The sequence below is a fragment of the Luteolibacter yonseiensis genome, from assembly GCF_016595465.1.
GTDB lineage: Bacteria > Verrucomicrobiota > Verrucomicrobiia > Verrucomicrobiales > Akkermansiaceae > Luteolibacter > Luteolibacter yonseiensis.
Genome location: NZ_JAENIK010000011.1, coordinates 84,700 through 103,361 on the forward strand (window position 1 = coordinate 84,700; position 18,662 = coordinate 103,361).

18 protein-coding genes and 1 tRNA gene are annotated in these 18,662 nt (G+C 59.9%); 9 read left to right on the forward strand and 10 right to left on the reverse strand.

Features of this window, described 5'->3' with window-relative positions:
• Positions 1 to 74: 74 nt before the first annotated feature.
• On the forward strand, positions 75 to 1,016 hold the full coding sequence (locus tag JIN84_RS10045) for a hypothetical protein (protein ID WP_200350921.1): 942 nt from the start codon (positions 75 to 77) through the stop codon (positions 1,014 to 1,016).
• Positions 1,017 to 1,028: 12 nt separating this feature from the next.
• Here the strand turns inward: JIN84_RS10045 and JIN84_RS10050 are convergent, their stop codons facing one another.
• Genes JIN84_RS10050 through tyrS form a run of 3 tightly spaced genes read right to left on the reverse strand, consistent with a single transcriptional unit; the run spans position 1,029 to position 4,062 of the window.
• On the reverse strand, positions 1,029 to 1,613 hold the full coding sequence (locus JIN84_RS10050) for an HNH endonuclease family protein (RefSeq protein WP_200350922.1): 585 nt from the start codon (positions 1,611 to 1,613) through the stop codon (positions 1,029 to 1,031).
• The gene (locus JIN84_RS10055; protein ID WP_200350923.1) at positions 1,610 to 2,836 is read right to left on the reverse strand and encodes an AAA family ATPase; all 1,227 of its coding nucleotides are present in this window, start codon (positions 2,834 to 2,836) and stop codon (positions 1,610 to 1,612) included. The genes JIN84_RS10050 and JIN84_RS10055 overlap by 4 nt, the downstream gene beginning before the upstream one ends.
• Before the next feature lie 44 nt (positions 2,837 to 2,880).
• Positions 2,881 to 4,062 (reverse strand): tyrosine--tRNA ligase, encoded by a 1,182-nt coding sequence (gene tyrS, locus JIN84_RS10060; protein WP_200350924.1) that lies wholly within the window; start codon positions 4,060 to 4,062, stop codon positions 2,881 to 2,883.
• Between the two features lie 234 nt (positions 4,063 to 4,296).
• On the opposite strand from tyrS, the gene JIN84_RS10065 reads away from it, so the two are divergent.
• From JIN84_RS10065 to JIN84_RS10085, 5 genes are all read left to right on the forward strand, one after another.
• Positions 4,297 to 5,871: a glycosyl hydrolase gene (locus JIN84_RS10065; protein ID WP_200350925.1), complete on the forward strand. Its 1,575-nt coding sequence runs from the start codon at positions 4,297 to 4,299 to the stop codon at positions 5,869 to 5,871.
• A gap of 96 nt (positions 5,872 to 5,967) precedes the next feature.
• Positions 5,968 to 6,043 (forward strand) — tRNA-His (locus JIN84_RS10070).
• Positions 6,044 to 6,107: 64 nt separating this feature from the next.
• Complete coding sequence (rnc, locus tag JIN84_RS10075) at positions 6,108 to 6,791, forward strand: ribonuclease III (RefSeq protein ID WP_200350926.1); 684 nt, start codon at positions 6,108 to 6,110, stop codon at positions 6,789 to 6,791.
• A gap of 72 nt (positions 6,792 to 6,863) precedes the next feature.
• Positions 6,864 to 7,268 (forward strand): hypothetical protein, encoded by a 405-nt coding sequence (locus JIN84_RS10080; RefSeq protein ID WP_200350927.1) that lies wholly within the window; start codon positions 6,864 to 6,866, stop codon positions 7,266 to 7,268.
• Positions 7,261 to 7,578: a hypothetical protein gene (locus JIN84_RS10085; RefSeq protein ID WP_200350928.1), complete on the forward strand. Its 318-nt coding sequence runs from the start codon at positions 7,261 to 7,263 to the stop codon at positions 7,576 to 7,578. The genes JIN84_RS10080 and JIN84_RS10085 overlap by 8 nt, the downstream gene beginning before the upstream one ends.
• Positions 7,579 to 7,601: 23 nt before the next feature.
• Here JIN84_RS10085 and JIN84_RS10090 read toward each other — a convergent pair whose 3' ends face one another.
• The 3 genes from JIN84_RS10090 to JIN84_RS10100 all read right to left on the reverse strand — a co-directional run bounded on the left by JIN84_RS10090 (position 7,602) and on the right by JIN84_RS10100 (position 10,973).
• On the reverse strand, positions 7,602 to 9,053 hold the full coding sequence (locus JIN84_RS10090; RefSeq protein ID WP_200350929.1) for a hypothetical protein: 1,452 nt from the start codon (positions 9,051 to 9,053) through the stop codon (positions 7,602 to 7,604).
• A 107-nt stretch (positions 9,054 to 9,160) separates the two neighbouring features.
• Complete coding sequence (locus JIN84_RS10095; protein WP_200350930.1) at positions 9,161 to 9,700, reverse strand: hypothetical protein; 540 nt, start codon at positions 9,698 to 9,700, stop codon at positions 9,161 to 9,163.
• A gap of 70 nt (positions 9,701 to 9,770) precedes the next feature.
• The gene (locus JIN84_RS10100) at positions 9,771 to 10,973 is read right to left on the reverse strand and encodes a DUF2264 domain-containing protein (protein ID WP_200350931.1); all 1,203 of its coding nucleotides are present in this window, start codon (positions 10,971 to 10,973) and stop codon (positions 9,771 to 9,773) included.
• Between the two features lie 139 nt (positions 10,974 to 11,112).
• Between JIN84_RS10100 and JIN84_RS10105 the strand changes: the two genes are divergently transcribed.
• A complete protein-coding gene (locus tag JIN84_RS10105; protein ID WP_200350932.1) occupies positions 11,113 to 11,577 on the forward strand; it encodes an NUDIX domain-containing protein in 465 nt (154 codons plus the stop codon).
• Between the two features lie 37 nt (positions 11,578 to 11,614).
• On the opposite strand, the gene JIN84_RS10110 is transcribed toward JIN84_RS10105, so the two are convergent.
• Genes JIN84_RS10110 through JIN84_RS10120 form a run of 3 tightly spaced genes read right to left on the reverse strand, consistent with a single transcriptional unit; the run spans position 11,615 to position 13,970 of the window.
• Complete coding sequence (locus JIN84_RS10110) at positions 11,615 to 12,733, reverse strand: dienelactone hydrolase family protein (RefSeq protein ID WP_200350933.1); 1,119 nt, start codon at positions 12,731 to 12,733, stop codon at positions 11,615 to 11,617.
• Positions 12,733 to 13,488 carry an HAD family hydrolase gene (locus tag JIN84_RS10115; RefSeq protein ID WP_200350934.1) on the reverse strand — a complete coding sequence of 252 codons (756 nt, stop codon included), beginning with the start codon at positions 13,486 to 13,488 and terminating at the stop codon, positions 12,733 to 12,735. Before JIN84_RS10115 ends, JIN84_RS10110 begins: the two co-directional genes overlap by 1 nt.
• A complete protein-coding gene (locus tag JIN84_RS10120) occupies positions 13,485 to 13,970 on the reverse strand; it encodes a GNAT family N-acetyltransferase (protein WP_200350935.1) in 486 nt (161 codons plus the stop codon). Before JIN84_RS10120 ends, JIN84_RS10115 begins: the two co-directional genes overlap by 4 nt.
• A 121-nt stretch (positions 13,971 to 14,091) precedes the next feature.
• On the opposite strand from JIN84_RS10120, the gene JIN84_RS10125 reads away from it, so the two are divergent.
• Together JIN84_RS10125 and JIN84_RS10130 are read left to right on the forward strand one after the other, a co-directional pair.
• Positions 14,092 to 14,589: a Fur family transcriptional regulator gene (locus tag JIN84_RS10125; RefSeq protein ID WP_200350936.1), complete on the forward strand. Its 498-nt coding sequence runs from the start codon at positions 14,092 to 14,094 to the stop codon at positions 14,587 to 14,589.
• 177 nt (positions 14,590 to 14,766) lie between these two features.
• The gene (locus tag JIN84_RS10130; protein ID WP_200350937.1) at positions 14,767 to 16,530 is read left to right on the forward strand and encodes an RNA polymerase sigma factor; all 1,764 of its coding nucleotides are present in this window, start codon (positions 14,767 to 14,769) and stop codon (positions 16,528 to 16,530) included.
• A gap of 53 nt (positions 16,531 to 16,583) precedes the next feature.
• Here the strand turns inward: JIN84_RS10130 and JIN84_RS10135 are convergent, their stop codons facing one another.
• Positions 16,584 to 18,590 carry an ABC-F family ATP-binding cassette domain-containing protein gene (locus JIN84_RS10135; protein ID WP_200350938.1) on the reverse strand — a complete coding sequence of 669 codons (2,007 nt, stop codon included), beginning with the start codon at positions 18,588 to 18,590 and terminating at the stop codon, positions 16,584 to 16,586.
• Positions 18,591 to 18,662 lie beyond the last annotated feature (72 nt).

The window sequence follows — 18,662 nt, forward strand, 5'->3', positions numbered from 1 at the left end:
CCCCCACCCGAGTGGAAAATGGCTGGAATAAAATAGTGGCACTGGCCGCACCGATTTCTTCTTATGCGTTCCATATGAAAAACTCCCATGCGATCGGCTTGGTGGCTGTCTCGGTTTTGATCACTGTCGGCGTCGAAGAGCTGCGCATCGCCGGGCTCCGTAGTCCGTCGGCCGGACCTGCTGAAAAGCCGGTGGCTCAATCGACCGCCTCCGCCGTCACTTCGCCTAACTCCGCTGAAACAACCGCGGAGAGTGCCTCCCCGACGAAAAAAGTTCGTCCGGAATCTTCCCCCGAGAAGAAGGCAACCGAAGGCGAGGACGAGTCCTTCGCCAAAACCGCGCGCAAGATGTGGGACAATCCGGCGGGGAAATCCATGATGAGCCAGAGCGCGAAGATGGCGGTGGCGATGCTGTATGAGGATTTCATCAACGGCCTGAACCTCAACAAGGATGAGGAAGCCTATCTGAAGAACCTGTTGGGGAAGGAAGTTGCCGACCAGCAGGAACTCGGCATGAAGATGATGAGCGGCACCGCGGAAGAGAAAAAAGCGCTCGTCGAGGAATTGAAAAAACGCGGAGACGAAAATCAGGCGGAAATCAAAAAATTCCTCAACAGCGAGGAAGATTACAAAGCCTTCACCGACTACAAGAACCACCTGCCCGAACGCCAGCAGCTCGACGGTCTCCGCAGCGTGATGAACACCAAGGGCGTGCCGCTGGACTCCGAAACGGAAACCAAGCTGGTTGAGGCCATGTATCGCGCCAGGACCGGAGCGAAAGGGCCGGACCTCTCAGGTCCGCAGGGCATGGAGGAACTGGCGAAGGGCAACATCGTGGAAACCTACGAGAAGAGCTGGGAAGCCCAGCAGGACGCGCTCCGCAAGGAGACCGGCAAGATCCTCAGCGAAGAACAGAACGCCGCCTTCCAGGATTACCAGAAGCAGATGAAGGAGATGCAATTGATGGGCCTGAAGATGGCGGAGAAGATGATGTCGGAGAAGAAGGCGGGGGAGTGAGTCAACCTGAAATCAACTGAGGAAATCCCGGTAAGCGAAGTCATCAAGCTCTCCTTCCGGGATTTTCCGGCGTATTTGAAGCCACCTCCTGCGCTCTTGCGGGAGAATCCCATCATTTAGCTTATAATGTTCGATAGTGATAAAGGCTCTCTGCTGCTCCTCGGTTGTTGAAATTGGATTCGGGCTGATTTCTCCAGTCGTGTAGTCGAAAATAAAATATCGGGCGAAATCATATTCGCCCTCGTCAGGTTTGAGAATACCCGGATCAAAACGCTCCTTCTTCGCCCCTTGGCAACGCGTGCAGCAGTAGAAAAGATTTCCCCATTCGAAGGCTTTTTCCGGGAAGGTACTTTTGGGATGAAAGTGCTCGATTGTTTCAATGGACACAGCGGCAACTGGAAATCCATCACAGAAACTGCAGTGGCTGGCCGTTTGGATACGTAGAGGCTCCAGAATCCATTGGTTGACAGGGATGCCGTCCTTAACCGGCCAACGCCACGGCTTTCCTTCCGAACGACTTGCGCTCCAGCTTGCCGCCCATGTGACGGCACCATTTTTCAAGACAGGGGGTTCCTCCTGCCGCACTTGCTTCCTCATGGTTTTGCGGCGGTCAACTTTTCAAGTTGGCGGTCAAGCTGCCGCAGCTCCATGCCAATGATGTTCGATAACTCTTCACTGCGGCTGGAAATGGTCGCGGCGAGAGCGCGTACCTTTGACTCCGCTTCGGTATTTCCTTTCAGAGCGGCATCCCTACATGCTCGGAATTCGATCAGCAGTTTTTCGCTTTCTGGGTCGAACCATTCTGAAAGGCCAAGAATTTCGGAAACTGCGGTCACATAACTATCTCCTTTCGATGCGGGAATGGCTTTTGAAATCGAGACTTCATCATCTTCGTTAGTAGTTAGCCTGTAAATAAACCCTTCATTTACAGAACTAACAACAAAAGGCGAGTGAGTTGCTACAAAAAACTGGCTATTCGGAAATAGCTTTTGAGCAATAGGCAACACTCTTCGCTGCCACTCGGGATGGAGATAAGATTCCGGCTCATCTAGGAAGAAAAAAGCTTCTTCAGCCAAGGGATCCTTACTCTCTTGAAATTTAATATCCATGACCGTGGCTGCCGTGAACATCCAAGAAAGTATGCTATTTAGCCCCGCCGGCATTCCTTTGATGGGCAGCAACCGATCTCCCCATTGGAACATGAGCCTGGGTTCTGGGTGTGCCTGGGCTATTACTGAGAAGCGGCGTTCGGTAATTTCACTAATAGCAGATTCGATACGCTGGGCTACAGTAAGGGTTCGCCCCGGTTTTTCAGGATCACCATTCATTAGCTCCATTGCGGCTTGCACTTTTAGATTGGCAATCCGCTGATTGATATCCCTCGATATCCACGAATTAAAGGAAAGACGTTCATGTGCACTCGGCAGCGGAACATTTTTCAATACCTCAAGTTGTGAACTCTCGATTAAGGGAATACTTGAAAATGAGAATGCTAACATCGCCTTATCGGGATGGGTCCTTCGCACCTGACAAACATATTCGCCACTAAATGCATCTCGAACGCTCGTATCCCAACTATCTTCCGTAATCTGATTCCAGTTGGTGAGTGTCAAACCTTCTGGAAATCTTTCAGATCGTATAAGATCATCCCTGGTTGTAGATGCGGCTAGAATCGACAAGAGTCGGCTCTTGCCTGTTCCATTCGGCCCAGTGAACAGATGCATTTCCCCTTGATTACCCCTATCAGGGGATTGGGGAAAGTTAACCTCACTATTTGCAAAAGGAAATAAGGTTAAGCTATTTATTCCTTCAATTCTCATGTCCTATGGATGCCTTAATTTTGATTTCAGGGCAAGTCATTAGCTCAAACAAACCTCACCGCGTGCTTCTTCGACAGCTTGAGCACATCGCCCGCCGCGGGTGAGACCGGGGCGTTCGGGTCGGTGAGCTTGTCGCCGTTGAGCTGGACGGAGCCGCTGGTGATGAATTGCTTTTTCAACTCGCCGTTGGATTTCTCCAGATCGAAGGCGGCCTTGAAGGTATGCGCGCTGAGGCTGAGCACGGTGAGGTCCGCCGGGAGATCGGCCAGGGAAATCTCGGGAAGTTCCGCGGCGGCGAGGTCTTTTTTCGAGAAGCGGGTGTCCCAGTCCGCGCGGGCGGAGGTGCCAGCTTCGAGGCCGTGGTAGCGGCTGGTGATTTTCTCGGCGAGAGACTTCTTCGCATCCATCGGGTGGCCGGCTGGGTCGCGGGCCTCGCCGAGCAGGAGCAGGTAGTAGCGGTCCATGAGTTCGTCCGAAACGCTCATGAGCTTGCCGAACATTTCCTGCGGGGCGTCGCTGACACCGACGTAGTTGCCGTAGGACTTGGACATCTTGCGGACGCCATCCAGTCCCTCCAGCAGCGGCATGACCATGACGACCTGCTGCGGCTGGCCTTCCTCCTTCTGGAGATCGCGGCCGACGAGGATGTTGAAAAGCTGATCCGTGCCGCCGATCTCGACATCCGCGCGGATTTCCACCGAGTCCCAGCCCTGCATGATGGGGTATTGCAGTTCGTGGAGGCGGACCTCCTGGCCGGCCTCGATGCGGGTGCGGAAGTCCTCGCGCTGGAGCATCTGCTGGAGCGTGACGCGGGAATTGAGTTTGAGGATTTCCTCGTAGTTCATTTTCCGGAACCAGTCGCCGTTGTAAACGATCTCGGTTTTTTCGCGGTCGAGGATCTTGAACGCCTGGTCGGTGTAGGTGGCGGCGTTCACCAGCACGTCGTCGCGCGTGAGCGGCGGACGGGTGGCGGAGCGGCCGGAAGGGTCGCCGATGGTGGCGGTGAAATCGCCGATGAGAAGCACCGCCTGATGGCCGAGGAGCTGGAACTGCCGCAGCTTTTCCAGGGCGACGGTGTGGCCGAGGTGGATGTCCGGCGCGGTGGGATCCACCCCGAGCTTGATGCGGAGCGGACGGCCGAGACGGAGTTTTTCCAAGAGTTCTTTTTCGGAAAGGACCTTGGCGGTTCCGGCGGTGAGCTGGGCGAGTTGTTGTTCTGGAGACATGGAAGCGGCGTTTGCCTTTGTTTGAGGCGCGCGAGCATGGCGGTTCCGGGCTTTCTGCCAAGTCTGGAAACAGGGGGATTGGAACAGAGACCATGGTTCCCTGCCCGGGGGGCGTCCCGTTGCCCCGCATGGATATCCAATGTGGGAAATCGCGTCCTCCCCAATTTTCCGGCTGTCGGATCATGAAAGGTTTCGGCAGGATCGAACAATTCACCCTTCGACCCATCACGCTTCATGAAAACCCACGCCATCCTTCCCGCCGTGATCGCATTCCTGTCAGCGGCCGGCATCCAGCGGATGCCCGCGCGGGAGTGGACGTTCACAGGTATTCCGACGCCGGTGGAGGCGGAGTTCGTCGCGATGAAAAACGGAGGTGTGGTGCTGCGCGGCCCGAACGGAAAGAGCTTTGAAATTCCTTTCGCGAACTTCGGTGCGGTGGACCAGAAGTATCTCCGCGCGGTGGAGGCGAACGGCGGGCAACCGCCACCTCCGGAACCCGGCAAGCCGGTCACCGCACGCACGGGCTACAAGTCCAGGTCCGTCACCACGCTGGAGAATCAAACCGTCGCTCTCGATGGTCCGATGGAGCTCCACCTCACCGGAGCGGGAGATCCCGCGGTGGGGAGCACCTTCAATTTCACCTCGCCGGACGCATGGTTGTTCTTTGAAAACGTCGTTCCCTCCGTGGTGAAATCCAGGTTCCTGAGTCGCATGCGGGTCGATGGTTCGAAGGCTTCCACCGAGACGAACGTCCGCGTGGTCCGGTATGGATCCGGAGCGGTGGTGATTCCGCAGCCCCCCGATTTCCCAGCCCTGACGGTTTATGACGGCACGAATCTCACAGGCCAGTCCAAGCCGTTGAAGTGTTTCACCCGATACGATGACGCCCGGCTCGGAGCGCTGAAGAAATCCATCAGCTCGTTCGTGCTCAAGCGTGGCTACACGGCGACGATCGCCCGGGAGGAGGATGGAAGCGGCGTCAGCAGGAACTACGTCGCGCAGGATCACGATCTGGTCATCGACAGCCTGCCGGCGGAGCTGGACAAGAACATCCGGTTCATCCGCATCTATCCGTGGCGGTGGACCGGGAAAAAAGGTATCGCCGGAGGGATCGGACAGAAGCTGGAGGCCGCTTGGTTCTACGATTGGAACATCGGCACGGATTCGTCACCGGACGTGGAATACGTTCCCATCGCCCAGAAACTCGGCTGGCCGAACCTCGATCAGAACTGGGAAAAGCGCGGTTCAGTCCACCTTCTCGGCTTCAATGAGCCGGACCACAAGGACCAGTCGAACCTTACCGTGGACCAGGCGATCAAGGCCTGGCCCGCGCTCCTTGTCTCCGGGTTGCGTGTGGGTTCTCCCGCGGTGTCGGACGGTGGTCTTGGCTGGCTCTATGATTTCATGGGCAAGGCGAAGGCCGCCAACCTGAGGGTGGACTTCGTGGCCGTGCACTATTACCGCGCCGTCGGCGATCCGGGAGATGCGAAGGGTGCGGCGGACCAGATGTTCCGCTTCTTGAAAGACATCCATGACCGCACGAAGCTGCCGATCTGGGTGACGGAATGGAACAACGGCGCGAACTGGACCACCGCCCCGGATCCGAACGACCGGCAGCAGAAGGCCGCCATCGCCGCGATGATCAAGATGATGGATGAAACCCCGTTTGTGGAACGCTACGCCGCCTACAACTGGGTGGAGGCCTGTCGGGAACTCAGCCGCAAGGACGGGTCGCTCACGCCTGCCGGAGAGGTCTATCGCGACCAGAAATCACCCGTTTCTTACATTCAGGAAAAGGTCGGGAAATAGGGTGGAGGGAAAAAATTGTAACAGAATCGGAACTAGGGCGATTTTTCCCTTCCCAAACGCGCGTTCACTGCTTACTCCTCGCGCCCGCCTGAAATGGTGGTCGTAGCTCAGTTGGTAGAGCCCCGGATTGTGATTCCGGTTGTCGCGGGTTCGAGTCCCGTCGATCACCCCATCTTTCCCGTCGGAACTTCGTCAGATGTTTGGACGGGTGAGGGGGAACCTTAATAGAACGTCTGATGCAGCCGCTTGAGAGCAGGATTCATTACAAATTTCGCAATTCGCTGTTGTTGGCGGAAGCGTTGACCCATCCCAGTCTCGCGTACGAATCGCAGAAGCCGCATTTCGACAACCAGCGCATGGAGTTTCTCGGCGATGCCGTGCTGCAACTTATTGTTACGGAAGAACTTTTCAAAATGTTCCCGGATTTCACCGAGGGACGCCTCACCAAACTCCGCTCCCGCGTGGTTTCCAGAAGAGCTCTCGCCCGCTTCGCAATGGCGATCCACCTCGGCGATTATGTGCTGTTGGGAAAAGGAGAGGAAGCCACCGGCGGACGCCGCCGCCTGTCCACTTTGGCGGATGCCTTCGAATCGCTCATCGGCGCGGTTTATCTGGATTCCGGACCGAACCCGGCGCGCGAGCTGGTCCTGCGGCTTTTCGAGTCGGAGATCGGCAACATGATCACAAGCCCCGAGGAGCGGAATCCCAAGGGCGAACTGCAGGAATGCCTGCAGGCGATCCATCCGCAGGCACCGGTTTACCGGGTCATCGGAGAAAGCGGTCCCGACCACCGGCGTGTTTTCCAGTCCGAGGTTTCCTGGCAGGACCGGGTGCTCGCGACCGGAAAAGGCAAAAGTAAGAAAGAAGCCGAAGCCCGCGCCGCCGCAGAGGCCCTGCGTGCGAGAGTGTGGGAGAGGTAACCCGCGGGTATTGCCCATAATACGTGCTTCCGGCCGTCTTGACTGGCGGAGGATGAAATAGGAGCATCGGGCATGTCTCATCCTCACCCGTCCCTGCGATTCCGGCTGACAGTTGCGATGGGCATCAGATTTTCCCAGATCGTCTTGGTCACGGTCGCGCTGGTGTGTCTTGCGTTCAGTCATGCGTTGACGGATCGGAACCAGACGACCTACGAGAGCCTGACGTCCGTGATCGGGAATCTCAAACAACTCAGGGACAATAAAGCCATTTCCGGCGACGAGTTCTATGCCATCAAGGATCGGCTCGACCCGCTGATGCGTCCGGTAATCCATGATCCCTGGTTGCTGCGGAATACGCTTGGGATGGGTTGCGCGTGCCTCTTCCTCTCGTCATTGCTGTCGATGTTCGGCATCCGATGGAAATCCCGGACGCTTCTTCTGGAAAGGGAAACCCATCAGGCGGCGGGCAATGGATGAAGATACGGAATACGCCTCAAGCATGGGGTTGAATCTCGAGCGTGGCATCGCGCTGGGGCTGGTGGTCCTTTGGGCGGTCATCGCCTTTTTCATCGGCGGACCGGTATTGGCGATGCGGGCCGTTTTGGTTTTTTCATTCCCGCTCGCCTTCATCTGGCTTCCCGAGGTGATGGCGAAATTACAGGCCTCCGAGCGTCATGAAGGCTTCCGCCTGGAGGGTGGTGTGATGCCGGCGGTCATGAAATGGATGGGATGGTTCATTCTCCTCGGAGTGCCCGCGGTTTGGGGGATTTTCTGGTGGGCGATCTGACCGCCGCCACATGCCTGGGAAATTCAAGGCAGGATCATGAAGATACCGCCGTTGCTGGCCCAGTTCGCGACCGAAACGGGCACCCAGCGGCGTTCGAAGCTCGCACCCCATGAATCGCTGACGGCGATTTCCTGGGTGGCTTCGTTGTAGCCGATGATCATGCAGACGTGATACTGCTCCTCGGGTTTGGTGGACTTGGCGAGTTCCGCGGCGGCGGTGGCGATCTCGGTGGCGTAGGTCTTCCAATCGGTGACCTTCGCGCGGGTGGCGGTGTTCTGGTCGGCGATCTTGTTGTAGGCGGGCATCGAGCAAAGCCGCCACATGATCGGGATGCCTTGATCGATGTAGCGTTTCACGTCGCGGACGCGGAGCTCGCTGATGGGTTCGTCCTTGATGCGGCGGCCCTTGCTGAGGACCTGGTGGCGCACGTTGTCGAGCAGCAGTTCGACGGAGGTTCCCCCGCCCGCCTGGCTCTGGCCGACCATGGCGAGCAGATACATGTCCGCCTCAAGCCCCATGGTCCGCATGGCCCGCTCGAACGTTGCCGGCACGCAGTATCCTTTGGGGCCTTGGTCGACCATCGGGATTTCGGAGATGGAGACGTCGCCATTATCGGCTTTCACGATGCTGGCGAGCAGGCGTTTTTTGACGTCGGCATCCTTGGTGAGGGACGATTTGCCCCCGGCGTCGGCGAGTTCCGGTGGAACGATGGCGAGGCTGACGTATTCACCCTCTTCGTTGGAAAGGAGGAACGCCTGGCCATTCCAATCCCACCGGGTGACCTTGCGCCGGGTCTTGCCCTCGCCGTAGCGTTCGGTTTTCCCTGCTCCCAGGACGGAGGTAAGGGCGGCTGCGACAGTCTGCTCGTCCTGCTCCATCGCGGCGGTGAGGGTTTTGGCGGTGGCGGTGGTTCCTCCTTTGAAATGATCCTGGCCCATGCCAGCGGTGCTGCCGAAGTCGCCCTTGTTCGCGTAAACGATGGACATGCTGGTCGCCAGGCCGCCTTCGTTCGAGTAGAGGGCCACCGAGTAGGGCATGGCTCCGAAGAGCTTGTATTCCTCCTTGGCGAAGGCCGCGTAGAGCCGCCAGCTGCGACCGTATTTCGACTGGGACTCGGGCCGGAGCTTGAGAAGCTTGGCAAGCTCGTCCGCCTTGCGGCTGGGGAATGGCACGCCGCTGGCGATTTCCTGACCGGCGGCGGTGTTGAGCTTCCTCGCGAGATCTCCCGAGGCGGCGGCAAGCCCGGCGATGTAGAGCTGGTCCTCTCCGCTGAGCTTGGATTTCGGGAGTTCGAAGGTTTTTCCATCCTCGCGCTTGAGGGTGACGATGTCACCGGTCATGCCCTCGAAGCTGGCGGTGAGCGGTTTGCCCTCCGCGCTGCGGAACACACGCATCTCGCCGCCGTGCGACCACGCGGCCAGCGCGAGGCTCGTACAAGCGGCGACACTCAACACGCGGGGAGACAGGATTTTCATAAAATCCAAGCTCGCGAATCACCCCACGAGGTCAATCCCTAAAATCCGACCGCACGGCATTGGCGGTGGAGCGGGATCCGCCGCCGATTGTCCGGCGCATGCAATTCTTACTTCGCCTTGAAATGCCGGCCCCTGCCGCTTTCCCAAGCGTTGCGCACGCTGTTGTAGAGGCCGGTGAGGTCCTTTTCCGAAAGGATGCGGAATTCGATGGATTTCGCATGGGTGGTGTCCGGATACTTTTTCACCACCATGTCCTGCACGCCGACGCCGGCTCTTTCGGCGGATTTGTCGACAAGTTCCTTGCTCCGGGCCGTCACGTCAGCCGCCGTATTTCCCGGCAGGGAATCCGAGATGGGGGAAATGAAATAGAAGCGGGCGAGTGCCTGGCCCACGGTGTCCACGGTGACTTCATCCACGATGAGAGTGCCGTCCAACACGTATTTCGCACGGCTGACCGAGACGATGCGGTCGAGAGGAACCATGAAGGAACCATCCGTCAGGGTCGTCTGCCAGAACCGGTTCTGGGCGGGAGAATCGCCGTTTTTCTGCTCCTCCGCGCTGCCCTCGGGAGCGGGTTCCTGCGCCCGGACGGGCAGTGAGCAGACGAGCGAGCCGACGAAGCAGAGCATGAGGGTTTTCCTGAGCATGCGGAGAACCTGACAGGTCGTTTCCGGTTTGGCTAGTCGCGAGTCTTGGCCGGGTTGGACCGGAGAAGCCTCATTTCATCGAGTGGTCCGCCGGGACATTTTCTCCCGCCCAGATGCGTTTCTGCGTCCAATCACGCGCGGGCCCGGTCCAGAGCGGATCGTCGGGAGGAAGCCCGAGGTGGGCCAGACCCGCCAGGCACAGATAGAGGCTGCCGGTGGAAATGTAACCCTCGCGCACGGCGGGTTGGTGACCGGCGACACCCGCCCGCAGCCACCCGTTTTTATCGAACGTTCCCGGGGCTTCCAGCATGCGCCGGATCACCGCCGTGAGCCCGCAGCGCACCGCCGCGGGTTCCACGGACTTGGGCAGCTCGTGACGCAGCGCGACGATGGACAGGGTCTGGAACGCGCCGAAGCGGTAGGCGCTTGACCGGCCGATGACAGGGAAGGTTCCTTCGGGTGAGATCAGGCGCTCCTGCACCTCGGCATAGCGGCCCGCCCGCTTGAGAACTTCCGGAAATTTCGCCGCCAATGGTGACTTTTTTTCCGCACAGACCTGCAGCACATCGATGAGGGCGGGCTGGATGACGAAGCTGTTGTAATAGTCCCAGTGGTATTCCGGGCCGTCGCCATACGTGCCGTCGCCGAGGTACCATTCCTCGTGTTTGGCGAGCGCGCGTTCGATGGGGGGCTGCTCGCACTCGCCCGTGCATTTCCACAGCGCGGCCTCGACCAATGCGGAGAAAAGCAGCCAATTGCTTTCGTAGGGTTTGATCCTGCGGGTGGCCTTCAACGCGTCCGCCAGATTCCGTCGCTGGGTTTCATCAAGCGGCCGCCACAATTGTTCCGGCGCGCGGATGAGTGCCTGTGCGAGAAACGCCGCATCCACCAGAGGCTGGCCGCCTTTCGTGAAATTCATGCGGTCCGGCGATTCAGGGGCCGTCGCGTGGATCATCGCCTGGTTGGAAAGCCGGATGTATTCCGCCCGCAGGCGGCCTTCGGGAGTATCGTCCGCTCCCAAGGCCAGCCAGGGAGCGATACCGGCCAGCGTGCGGCCGAACGCTTCGAGGTGGGTGTAATCGCGACGGGATTCCTCGCCCGGAGCCAGCGGGAGACGTTGTTTCAACTTCCCCTCCGCGAGTGATTCCATCACAGGCCGCGCGATGCGGTCCAACGACTTCACCGCATACGCACGGTCTTCCGCCCCTCCCGGCTGGGCATAGGTAAAAAGCGGGGTGATCACCAAACAGAGGATCGCGGATATCAATCGCATGATCCGGCACTAAGCGCAGAAGCCGCATGGTCTGACAAACGGAATGCCGCCTTCCGGCCCCGCCAAAAATGGGGAGATTAAAATAGTTCGGCAAAGTTAAGAATTGCCACCATGGCGCGGAAAATGCAGGTTCCCCCACATGGTCCGTTATCGCCCTAACGTCGCCGCCTTGATCGTCAATTCCGTGGGAAATCTGCTGATTTGCGAACGCTGGACCATTCCCGGCGCGTGGCAGTTTCCCCAAGGCGGAGTGGATGCGGGCGAGTCGCTCATCGAGGCGCTTCACCGGGAGGTGAGCGAGGAAGTGGGACTGGGTCCGAATCACTATGAGGTCGTCAGCCATCGTGAGGGTTACCGCTATCTTTATCCGGAGCACGTCCGGGGGAAAAAAATCCGCAAGCATGGCAGCCACGGGCAGGAGCAGACTTATTTCCTCTGCCACCTGAAGCATGACGCCCCCCCGGTGAACGTGAACCAGAAGCAACGCGAGTTCCGCGCCTACCGCTGGATCCTGCCGGAAGAGTTCGATCTGGATTGGCTGCCCGCCTTCAAGCGCGACGTTTACCGCGAGGTGATGCGGGATTTTTTCCAAGTGGAACTCTAGCCGCGATCTGGCGCGGCTCCGCGAGACCACTCCGCCGTCACAGCCGCAGGCTGGCTGACGGGCACAGCCGCGGATCCGGGTTGGCCTTCAGCGCTTCCACAATGGCGGCCTGCGTGCGTTTGACGACTCCTTGGAACACCTGTTTCCCGTTCACCTTCACCGTCACGGCGGCATCCAGATTCACGAGTTCATCGGACAGATTCAGCGTCATCTTCTCCGGGACATCTCCTTCCAGCGTGATCTCGTTCCCCTTGACGGTGGCGACGATCTTCTGCCCGGCCTTCGCGCCGGAGGCTGGGATCTCCAGCCAGTAGAACCGATCGTGGGTGACGTCATCCTGGAACCAGACGATCTTGTCCGGCCATGGATTCCGCGTGTGCTTCGCCATCCACGGAACAGCCTCGGCGTCCTTGCCATTCATCCAGTGCGGCAGGCCCTTGTAGATTTTCACGAAATGCTCGTAGCCCTTGGGATCGGCTTTTTGCAGGGCGTCCAGCTCCTTTTCCTTCGCGGCGGCGATCTTGTTCCGGTCATACGCGGCGTCCTCGCCGCCCATGAAGAGGGCGAAGGGAAGATTTCTAACACCCAGGAGGGACGCCTCGTTCGGATGGCCCGCCATCATCGCCACGGCGGCGAAACGGTCCGCCATGCGCGGGGCGAGCTGCCAGACGCCGTCGCCGCCCGCCGAGTAGCCCATCAGGTAGACTCGGTCCGGATCGACGCCGCGGGTGGCGACCATGCCCTCGATGAGGCGGGTGAAAAGCGGATCGATGTGACCCTCGTGCCACATGTTCCACGCGTCCGTCGGCGCGCGCGGGGCGAGGTAGATGCCTTCCTTCGGCTGATAGAGTTTGATCTGGTTCTCCCACTGTCCGTCGTTCATCGCGGCGGGTCCGCTGCCGCCGCCGTGCATGGAGATCCACAGGCTGCGTTTCCCTTCCGGTGCTTTGCCGAATTCCTTCTCCAGCCACTTCAGGGTTTTTCCGCCGAGAGTGATCGATCTGGCGGAGATCTCCGCCGCGCGTTTCGTTTTGAGAGTGGCCAGCGTTTCCGCAGCGAGCTTGTCCCGCAGCTTTTCCGCCTGGGCACGGGTGAGATCCTGCGCGAAGGCGGGAAGGGTCAGGCCGACAAAAACCAACAGGAGCAGACGTTTCATCATTTTACCGATTTGGAAATTCCGCCCGGATCATCTCCGGCTCCGACCAGCAACGCGAGTGTTCTCGCGAAAAATCCGAGCTTCGATATCCACGGCCGCGCGGGATGGACGATCTTCCAACCGTTGCCGCGCGCGAGTTCCGCGAGTCCGGCCGACGGGTTCACCACCGTGGCGGTTTCGCAAAGCGCGAGCATCGGCAGGTCCGCCGTGCTGTCGGTGTAGCCATGGCAGTTCCGGAGCCGGTCGTCCTGGAAATACGATGCGGGCAGGATTTGCCGCAGGCGTTCCACCTTGGCGACGCCCTTGTGATTTTCCAGATCCGGGAAAAACGTCCCGGTCTCCACGGGCGTGCCCAGCGTCAGGTGGAATCCCAGTTCCCGCCCGATGTGTTTCACATAAAATTCCGGGCTGGCCGATGCGAGGATGAGGAAATCTCCCCTCCGCCTCTGTTCCTCCAGTCGCTCGAGCAGCTCCGGATAGATCGCCGGCATCACCGCGGATGCGAATTCCCGCGAATATTCATCCAGTTTTTCCGGGGATATTCCGTAGAGATAGCTCAGGAAAATCCTCTTCATCCCGCCCGCCCCCAGTAATCCGGTGAGCGGCAGGAACGCGAGAAACACCGGCAGGAAAACTCCCCGCCACGGCTCGCGGCGCAGGATGAAGTGCCGGAACAAGAGCTGGCAGTCCCACGCGATCAAAGTCCCGTCGAGATCAAACAAGGCAATACCCGGGGGCGGAGTGGCGTCATTCATGGAGTCGTCGGCACGACTTTCCATTCCATGATGAAGTTGGCGAGTTCGATTTCTCCAATGACCGCCGTGTTGTCCCGCACCCGGACGAATCCCTGCCTCTCGAAAAACCTTCGCGCGGTGATGGATACTTCGGCGTAAAGCTTCTCCAGTCCGAGCCGCAGCGCTTCCCGCTTCACCTCAGCCATGATCTCATCCATCACTCCCTGTCCGGCGTGATCGGGGTCTACGAACGTGCAGTCGATATGGCCGTCCGGGTCCAGCTCCATGAAACCCACGACGCGATCGTCCAGGACTTTGACGAACGGCCGTTTCCTCTCGCATCGCGCCTGCCAGTCGCGGCTCCATTTTCCCCGATCCGCCTCTCTTCCCGCCCATGCGGCCAGCTGCTCCTCCGTGTAATCCCGGCAGGCCAGGCGATGGATCGCCTCATGGTAGATGCGGCCGATGGAATGATGATCTCCGTTTTGATAGGTGCGGACCATGGTGGGGAATTCCGTGTGATAGGCGCCGCGGAAGCCGCGGGAGCCGGAGTTTATCTCAAAGGATAGTAGGTTACCATGATTTCCGCTTCCCGTATGGGACAGGAGCGGATAGAAAAATCCCGTGGACGCCGGAATCCAGGAACGACTCAATGAATTCATCCGACGCAAGGGACTGCGTCGGACGGGCCAGCGCGACACCATCGTGAAGGCGGCCTTCTGCAAGGACGAGCACTTCACGGCCGAGGAATTGTTCGAGCGCGCGAGGAAACTGGATTCCGAGACATCACGCGCCACGGTCTACCGCACACTCAGTCTTCTGGTGGAGGCGGACCTGCTCCGTGAAATCGACCTCGGAGACAACCAGACGACCTACGATCCGAACTTCAACGACAAGCCGTCGCACAACCACCTCGTCTGCATCGACTGCGGACGCGTGGTGGAATTCGAAGACTCCCATCTGGAGCTGCTCAACGATTGCGTGACCCGGCGGCTTGGATTCAAGCCGATCCGCCAGAGCATCAAGATCGAGGCGAACTGCGAACAACTCCGGTTGAACGGCCGGTGCCCGAACCTGATCGCCACGAGGCTCTCGGGGAAACGGCTGCGCAAGAAGCGTTAAGCGGGACCTCCGTCCATCGGGACGCTGACCCCGGTGTCCCTTGTGGAGCGATTCTCCCACAAGCGTCCATTGATGCCGGATGCAAACCGATGCCGCACTGCTGCGCGCGGGCTTCCTGATTTAGGCTGAACTTTTTTGTCGGAAATCGAATGGCGGAGGACAGTGTATGTCAGATGCATGAAAGTTGAGCCTCCATCCATTGACGCCACACGGGAGCACCTGCACCGGTTTGCGGCAAGCGGCTGCGATGTTTCGTTCCGGGCGCTTTTCGACAGCCACGCGGGGCTGGTCTACCATGCGGCGCTGAGGACCGGTCGCGGTGACCGGCAACTGGCGGAGGATGTCGTGCAGACGGTGTTCACCAGTTTGGCACGGAAAGCCTCCACGTTTTCATCCCGCATCATCCTTCCCGCGTGGTTGCACCGCCACGCCTGCCTGACGACCCGGCAGATGATGCGGTCCACGCGCCGCCGCCAGATTCGTGAAGAGGCGTCCGCCTTGCTCCGCCAGGATTTGGGAGGCTCTTCCGCCGTCATGGCCGAGCTGATTGACGAAGCGTTGAACTCCCTTTCCCATCCGGATCGGGTGGCTTTGGTCCTGCGGTTTTTGGAAAACAAGGACCTCCGCTCGGTCGGGCGCGAACTCGGAATCAGTGAGGACGCCGCTCAGAAGCGCGTCAGCCGCGGACTTGACCGTCTCCGTTCCGCACTTGGCCGCCGGGGTGTGGGGAAGAGTTTCATCCCACTGGCAGGGACCTTCCTGTCCGGACAGGCCGGAGCCGTTCCGTCCGGCCTCGGTTCCCTTGCGGCCGCATCGCTCCAGGCCGTGTCCGTCACCGCTCCCGCCTTTCCCGCCGTGGCGGGTGCCATCGCCTGCTTCACCATGAAAAAATCGACGATTGTCCTAGCATCCGTCCTCGCCGCCCTGACCGGAACGGCCTTGGTCACCACGACCCAATGGCGCCGGCCGGGTCCGGCTTCCGCCTCGACCGGTCCCGTTCCGGCAAAATCAAATCCGGCCAAGCCTTTGCCTGCGGCCCGGCAAGGTCCGGACCCATCCGGGGTGGTCGAGCCTCCATCCCCCCGAAGCACTCCCTCCTCGAAAGGGGCGGGTCGGTTGGAAATCACCACCACGAAAGGGCCGCACTTTCCCACGCCTCCCGCCTCAGTGAAGCCGTTTGCCGAATATGATCAGGCGACACGTGACGCCTTCAGGAGTCATCCGTTGACCAAGGTCGCCCAGGACAGGCTGAACGCCATGAGGTCGGTGACCCAAAGGATGCTGAATCAGATGACCGCGGTTCACAAAGAGAAGTTAGCCCTCTATCAGACGTTGCTGGCTTCCAGCAACGATCCCGGCCTGAACGAGGCCGGGCGGGCGGAGGTGGAGGCCCGGATGCGGACGCTATCCGCCGGGATCACGCAAGGCGAACAGGAGCAGGCGGACTTCAAGGCCGGAATGAACGAGATGCTCAATCGCAACCTGGCCGCCTCCACCGAGCGGATTTTGGAAAAAATTGAAAACCCCGCGTCGGAGGACAAGCGTCCCGAACCGAACGAAGCCGTGTCGTTCAACACCGGCGAAGCCTTGTTCCTCAGCGGTGACTACGCCGCCGCCGAAAACACGTTCGCCGCGCTCGCCGACAGTTCCGATCCCCGGGTGGCCACGTTTTCCCAATGGAAGGTGATGCTCACCCGGATGCTTCAGGGGAAGGACAATACCAACGAAATCCAGCCGCTGCTGCTGGGCTCGGTTTCATCCGCCTGCTATGCCATGGCCGCCCATTCGATCCAGCAGGGTGGCTGGGAAGAGGCGGCCGTGTGGATCGAGAAGGCGAAGTCCGGTGGTTCTCCGGAAGACAACGTTGTCTTCAACGATCCGCTGGTGGAAATGGGGTGGATGGATCAGGCGACGGGCCTTCTGATTCCACCGGACCAGTAGTCCGGTCATGGCGAAATCGGAGCTGCGGGACACAAGTGAGCCAGCTCCTTCTCTCAGTCTTGAATGCCGAGCTTCGTCTTGATCCGTTCGATTTCCTCGGAAAGCGCGCCCCAGCGGGTGTAGCTGGTTTCGAGGGATTTCGCGAGCTTGTCCACGGCGTTGGTCACTTCGCGGAGTTTGCCGGGATTCTCGGTGACGGCTGCGGTGGAGAGCTGCTGGGTGAGGGTGGCCTGTGCTCCTTCCAGCTCGGCGATCTTGATTTCCAGCGCGGCGAATTCGGTTTCGAGGGGCTTGAGGACCTTGGACTTGATCTCGCGTTGCTCGGCCTCGATGCGGCGCTGCTCCTTGCGGTTCACGCCCGGAGTGGATTGGCGGGATGAGGTGTTCGCGGCAGGGGCGGACTGGGCGGAGAGGTTCGCGAGCTTGGGCGCGCCTTTTTTGTTCGCCTCGTCCTCGGCGGATTTTTCCAGGTAGTAGGTGATGTTGCCCGCGTAGAGCACCGGCTGTTCGCCGGGACGGAATTCGAGCGTCTTGGTGACGAGCGCGTCGAGGAAATTCCGGTTGTGGGAAACGATCATCACGCTGCCGGGATAGTCGATGAGCGCGCGCTGGAGCACGTCCTGCGACTGCATGTCGAGGTGGTTCGTCGGCTCGTCGAGAATGAGGAAGTTCGCCGGGCGCAGCAGCATGCAGACAAGGGCGACGCGCGAACGCTCGCCACCGGACAACACGCCGATTTTCTTGAAAACATCGTCACCCCGGAAAAGGAAACAGCCCAGCAGGTTCCGCGCGTGCGGCATGGACTCGCGGGAGGCGGCGGCCTCGACGGTCTCAAGCACGGTGAGGTTCGGGTCGAGCTCGTCGGCGTGGTTCTGGGAGAAGAACGAGGTGGCGACCTTGTGGCCGAAGGTGTGGGTACCGGCGTCCGGCTCTTCCTGGCCCGTGATCAGGCGGCAGAAGGTGGATTTGCCAGCGCCGTTCGGACCCACGATGGCGAATTTCTCGCCCTTGTTGATTTCGAAGTCGAAACCGCTGAAAATGTTCAGCGCGCCGTAGGATTTGTGCACCGCGTCCAGTTTCGCCACGGTGTGTCCGGAGTTCGGCGGGGGTGGGAACTTGAAGTTCATCACCGCGTCCTCGCGCTCCGGCTGCGGGATGCGTTCGATCTTCGCGAGCATCTTGATGCGGGATTGCACGAGCGTCGCCTTGTTGGCAGAGGCGCGGAAGCGGTCGATGAACCGCTGGATTTCCCCGATTTCCCGCTGCTGGGCTTCATATTGCTTGAGCTGGATTTCCTTCCGCAGCACCGACTCGCGTTCGAAGTAGGAGAAGTTCCCCGCGTATTCCTCGGCCCGGCCGTGGGCGAAGGCGATGGTGCGCGTGCAGAGGGTGTCCAGCAGGGCGCGGTCGTGGGAAATGAGGAGGATCGCGCCGGGGTAGTTGATCAGGTATTGCTCGACCCAGATCTGGGTGCCGATGTCGAGGTGGTTCGTCGGTTCGTCCAGCAGCAGGACCTCCGGTTCCTGGAGGAACAGCTTCGCCATCGCGATCCGCATCTGCCAACCACCGGAAAACTCCGAGCAGTCGCGGGTGAAGTCCTTCGTTTGGAAGCCAAGCCCCTTCAGCACTGACTCGATGCGCGGCTTCATGCGCCCGGGATCCATGGAATCCAACTGGAGCTCCAGCTCGCCGATCTCCTCCAACAGGTCGCCATACGGCGACGAGCGGGGATCGAGCTTCACGAGTTCGTTCGAAAGGCGGTCGATTTTTTCCGAAAGCGCCATCGTCTCACCGAAGGCGGATTCCGTTTCCTGCCACAGCGTGCGTCCCTTCACGTGGATCCCCTCCTGCGGGAGGTAGCCCACGCGGGTGCCCCGCGGCGAGCTGATCAGTCCGGAGGTGGGGCGGATGATTCCGGCCACGCATTTCATGAGCGTGGACTTGCCAGCACCGTTGTGCCCGGCGAAGGCGATGCGCTCGCGCGGCTGCACGGAGAACGAGAGATCGTTGAAAAGCACACGCGCGCCGAATTCAACTCGAAGGGACTGGATGGAAATCATCGGGCGCGCAGGTTGCACGTCAGAGCGTCCGGGTCAACGCCGGAGAACGGAATTGGCGGGTTCCGGTCGATT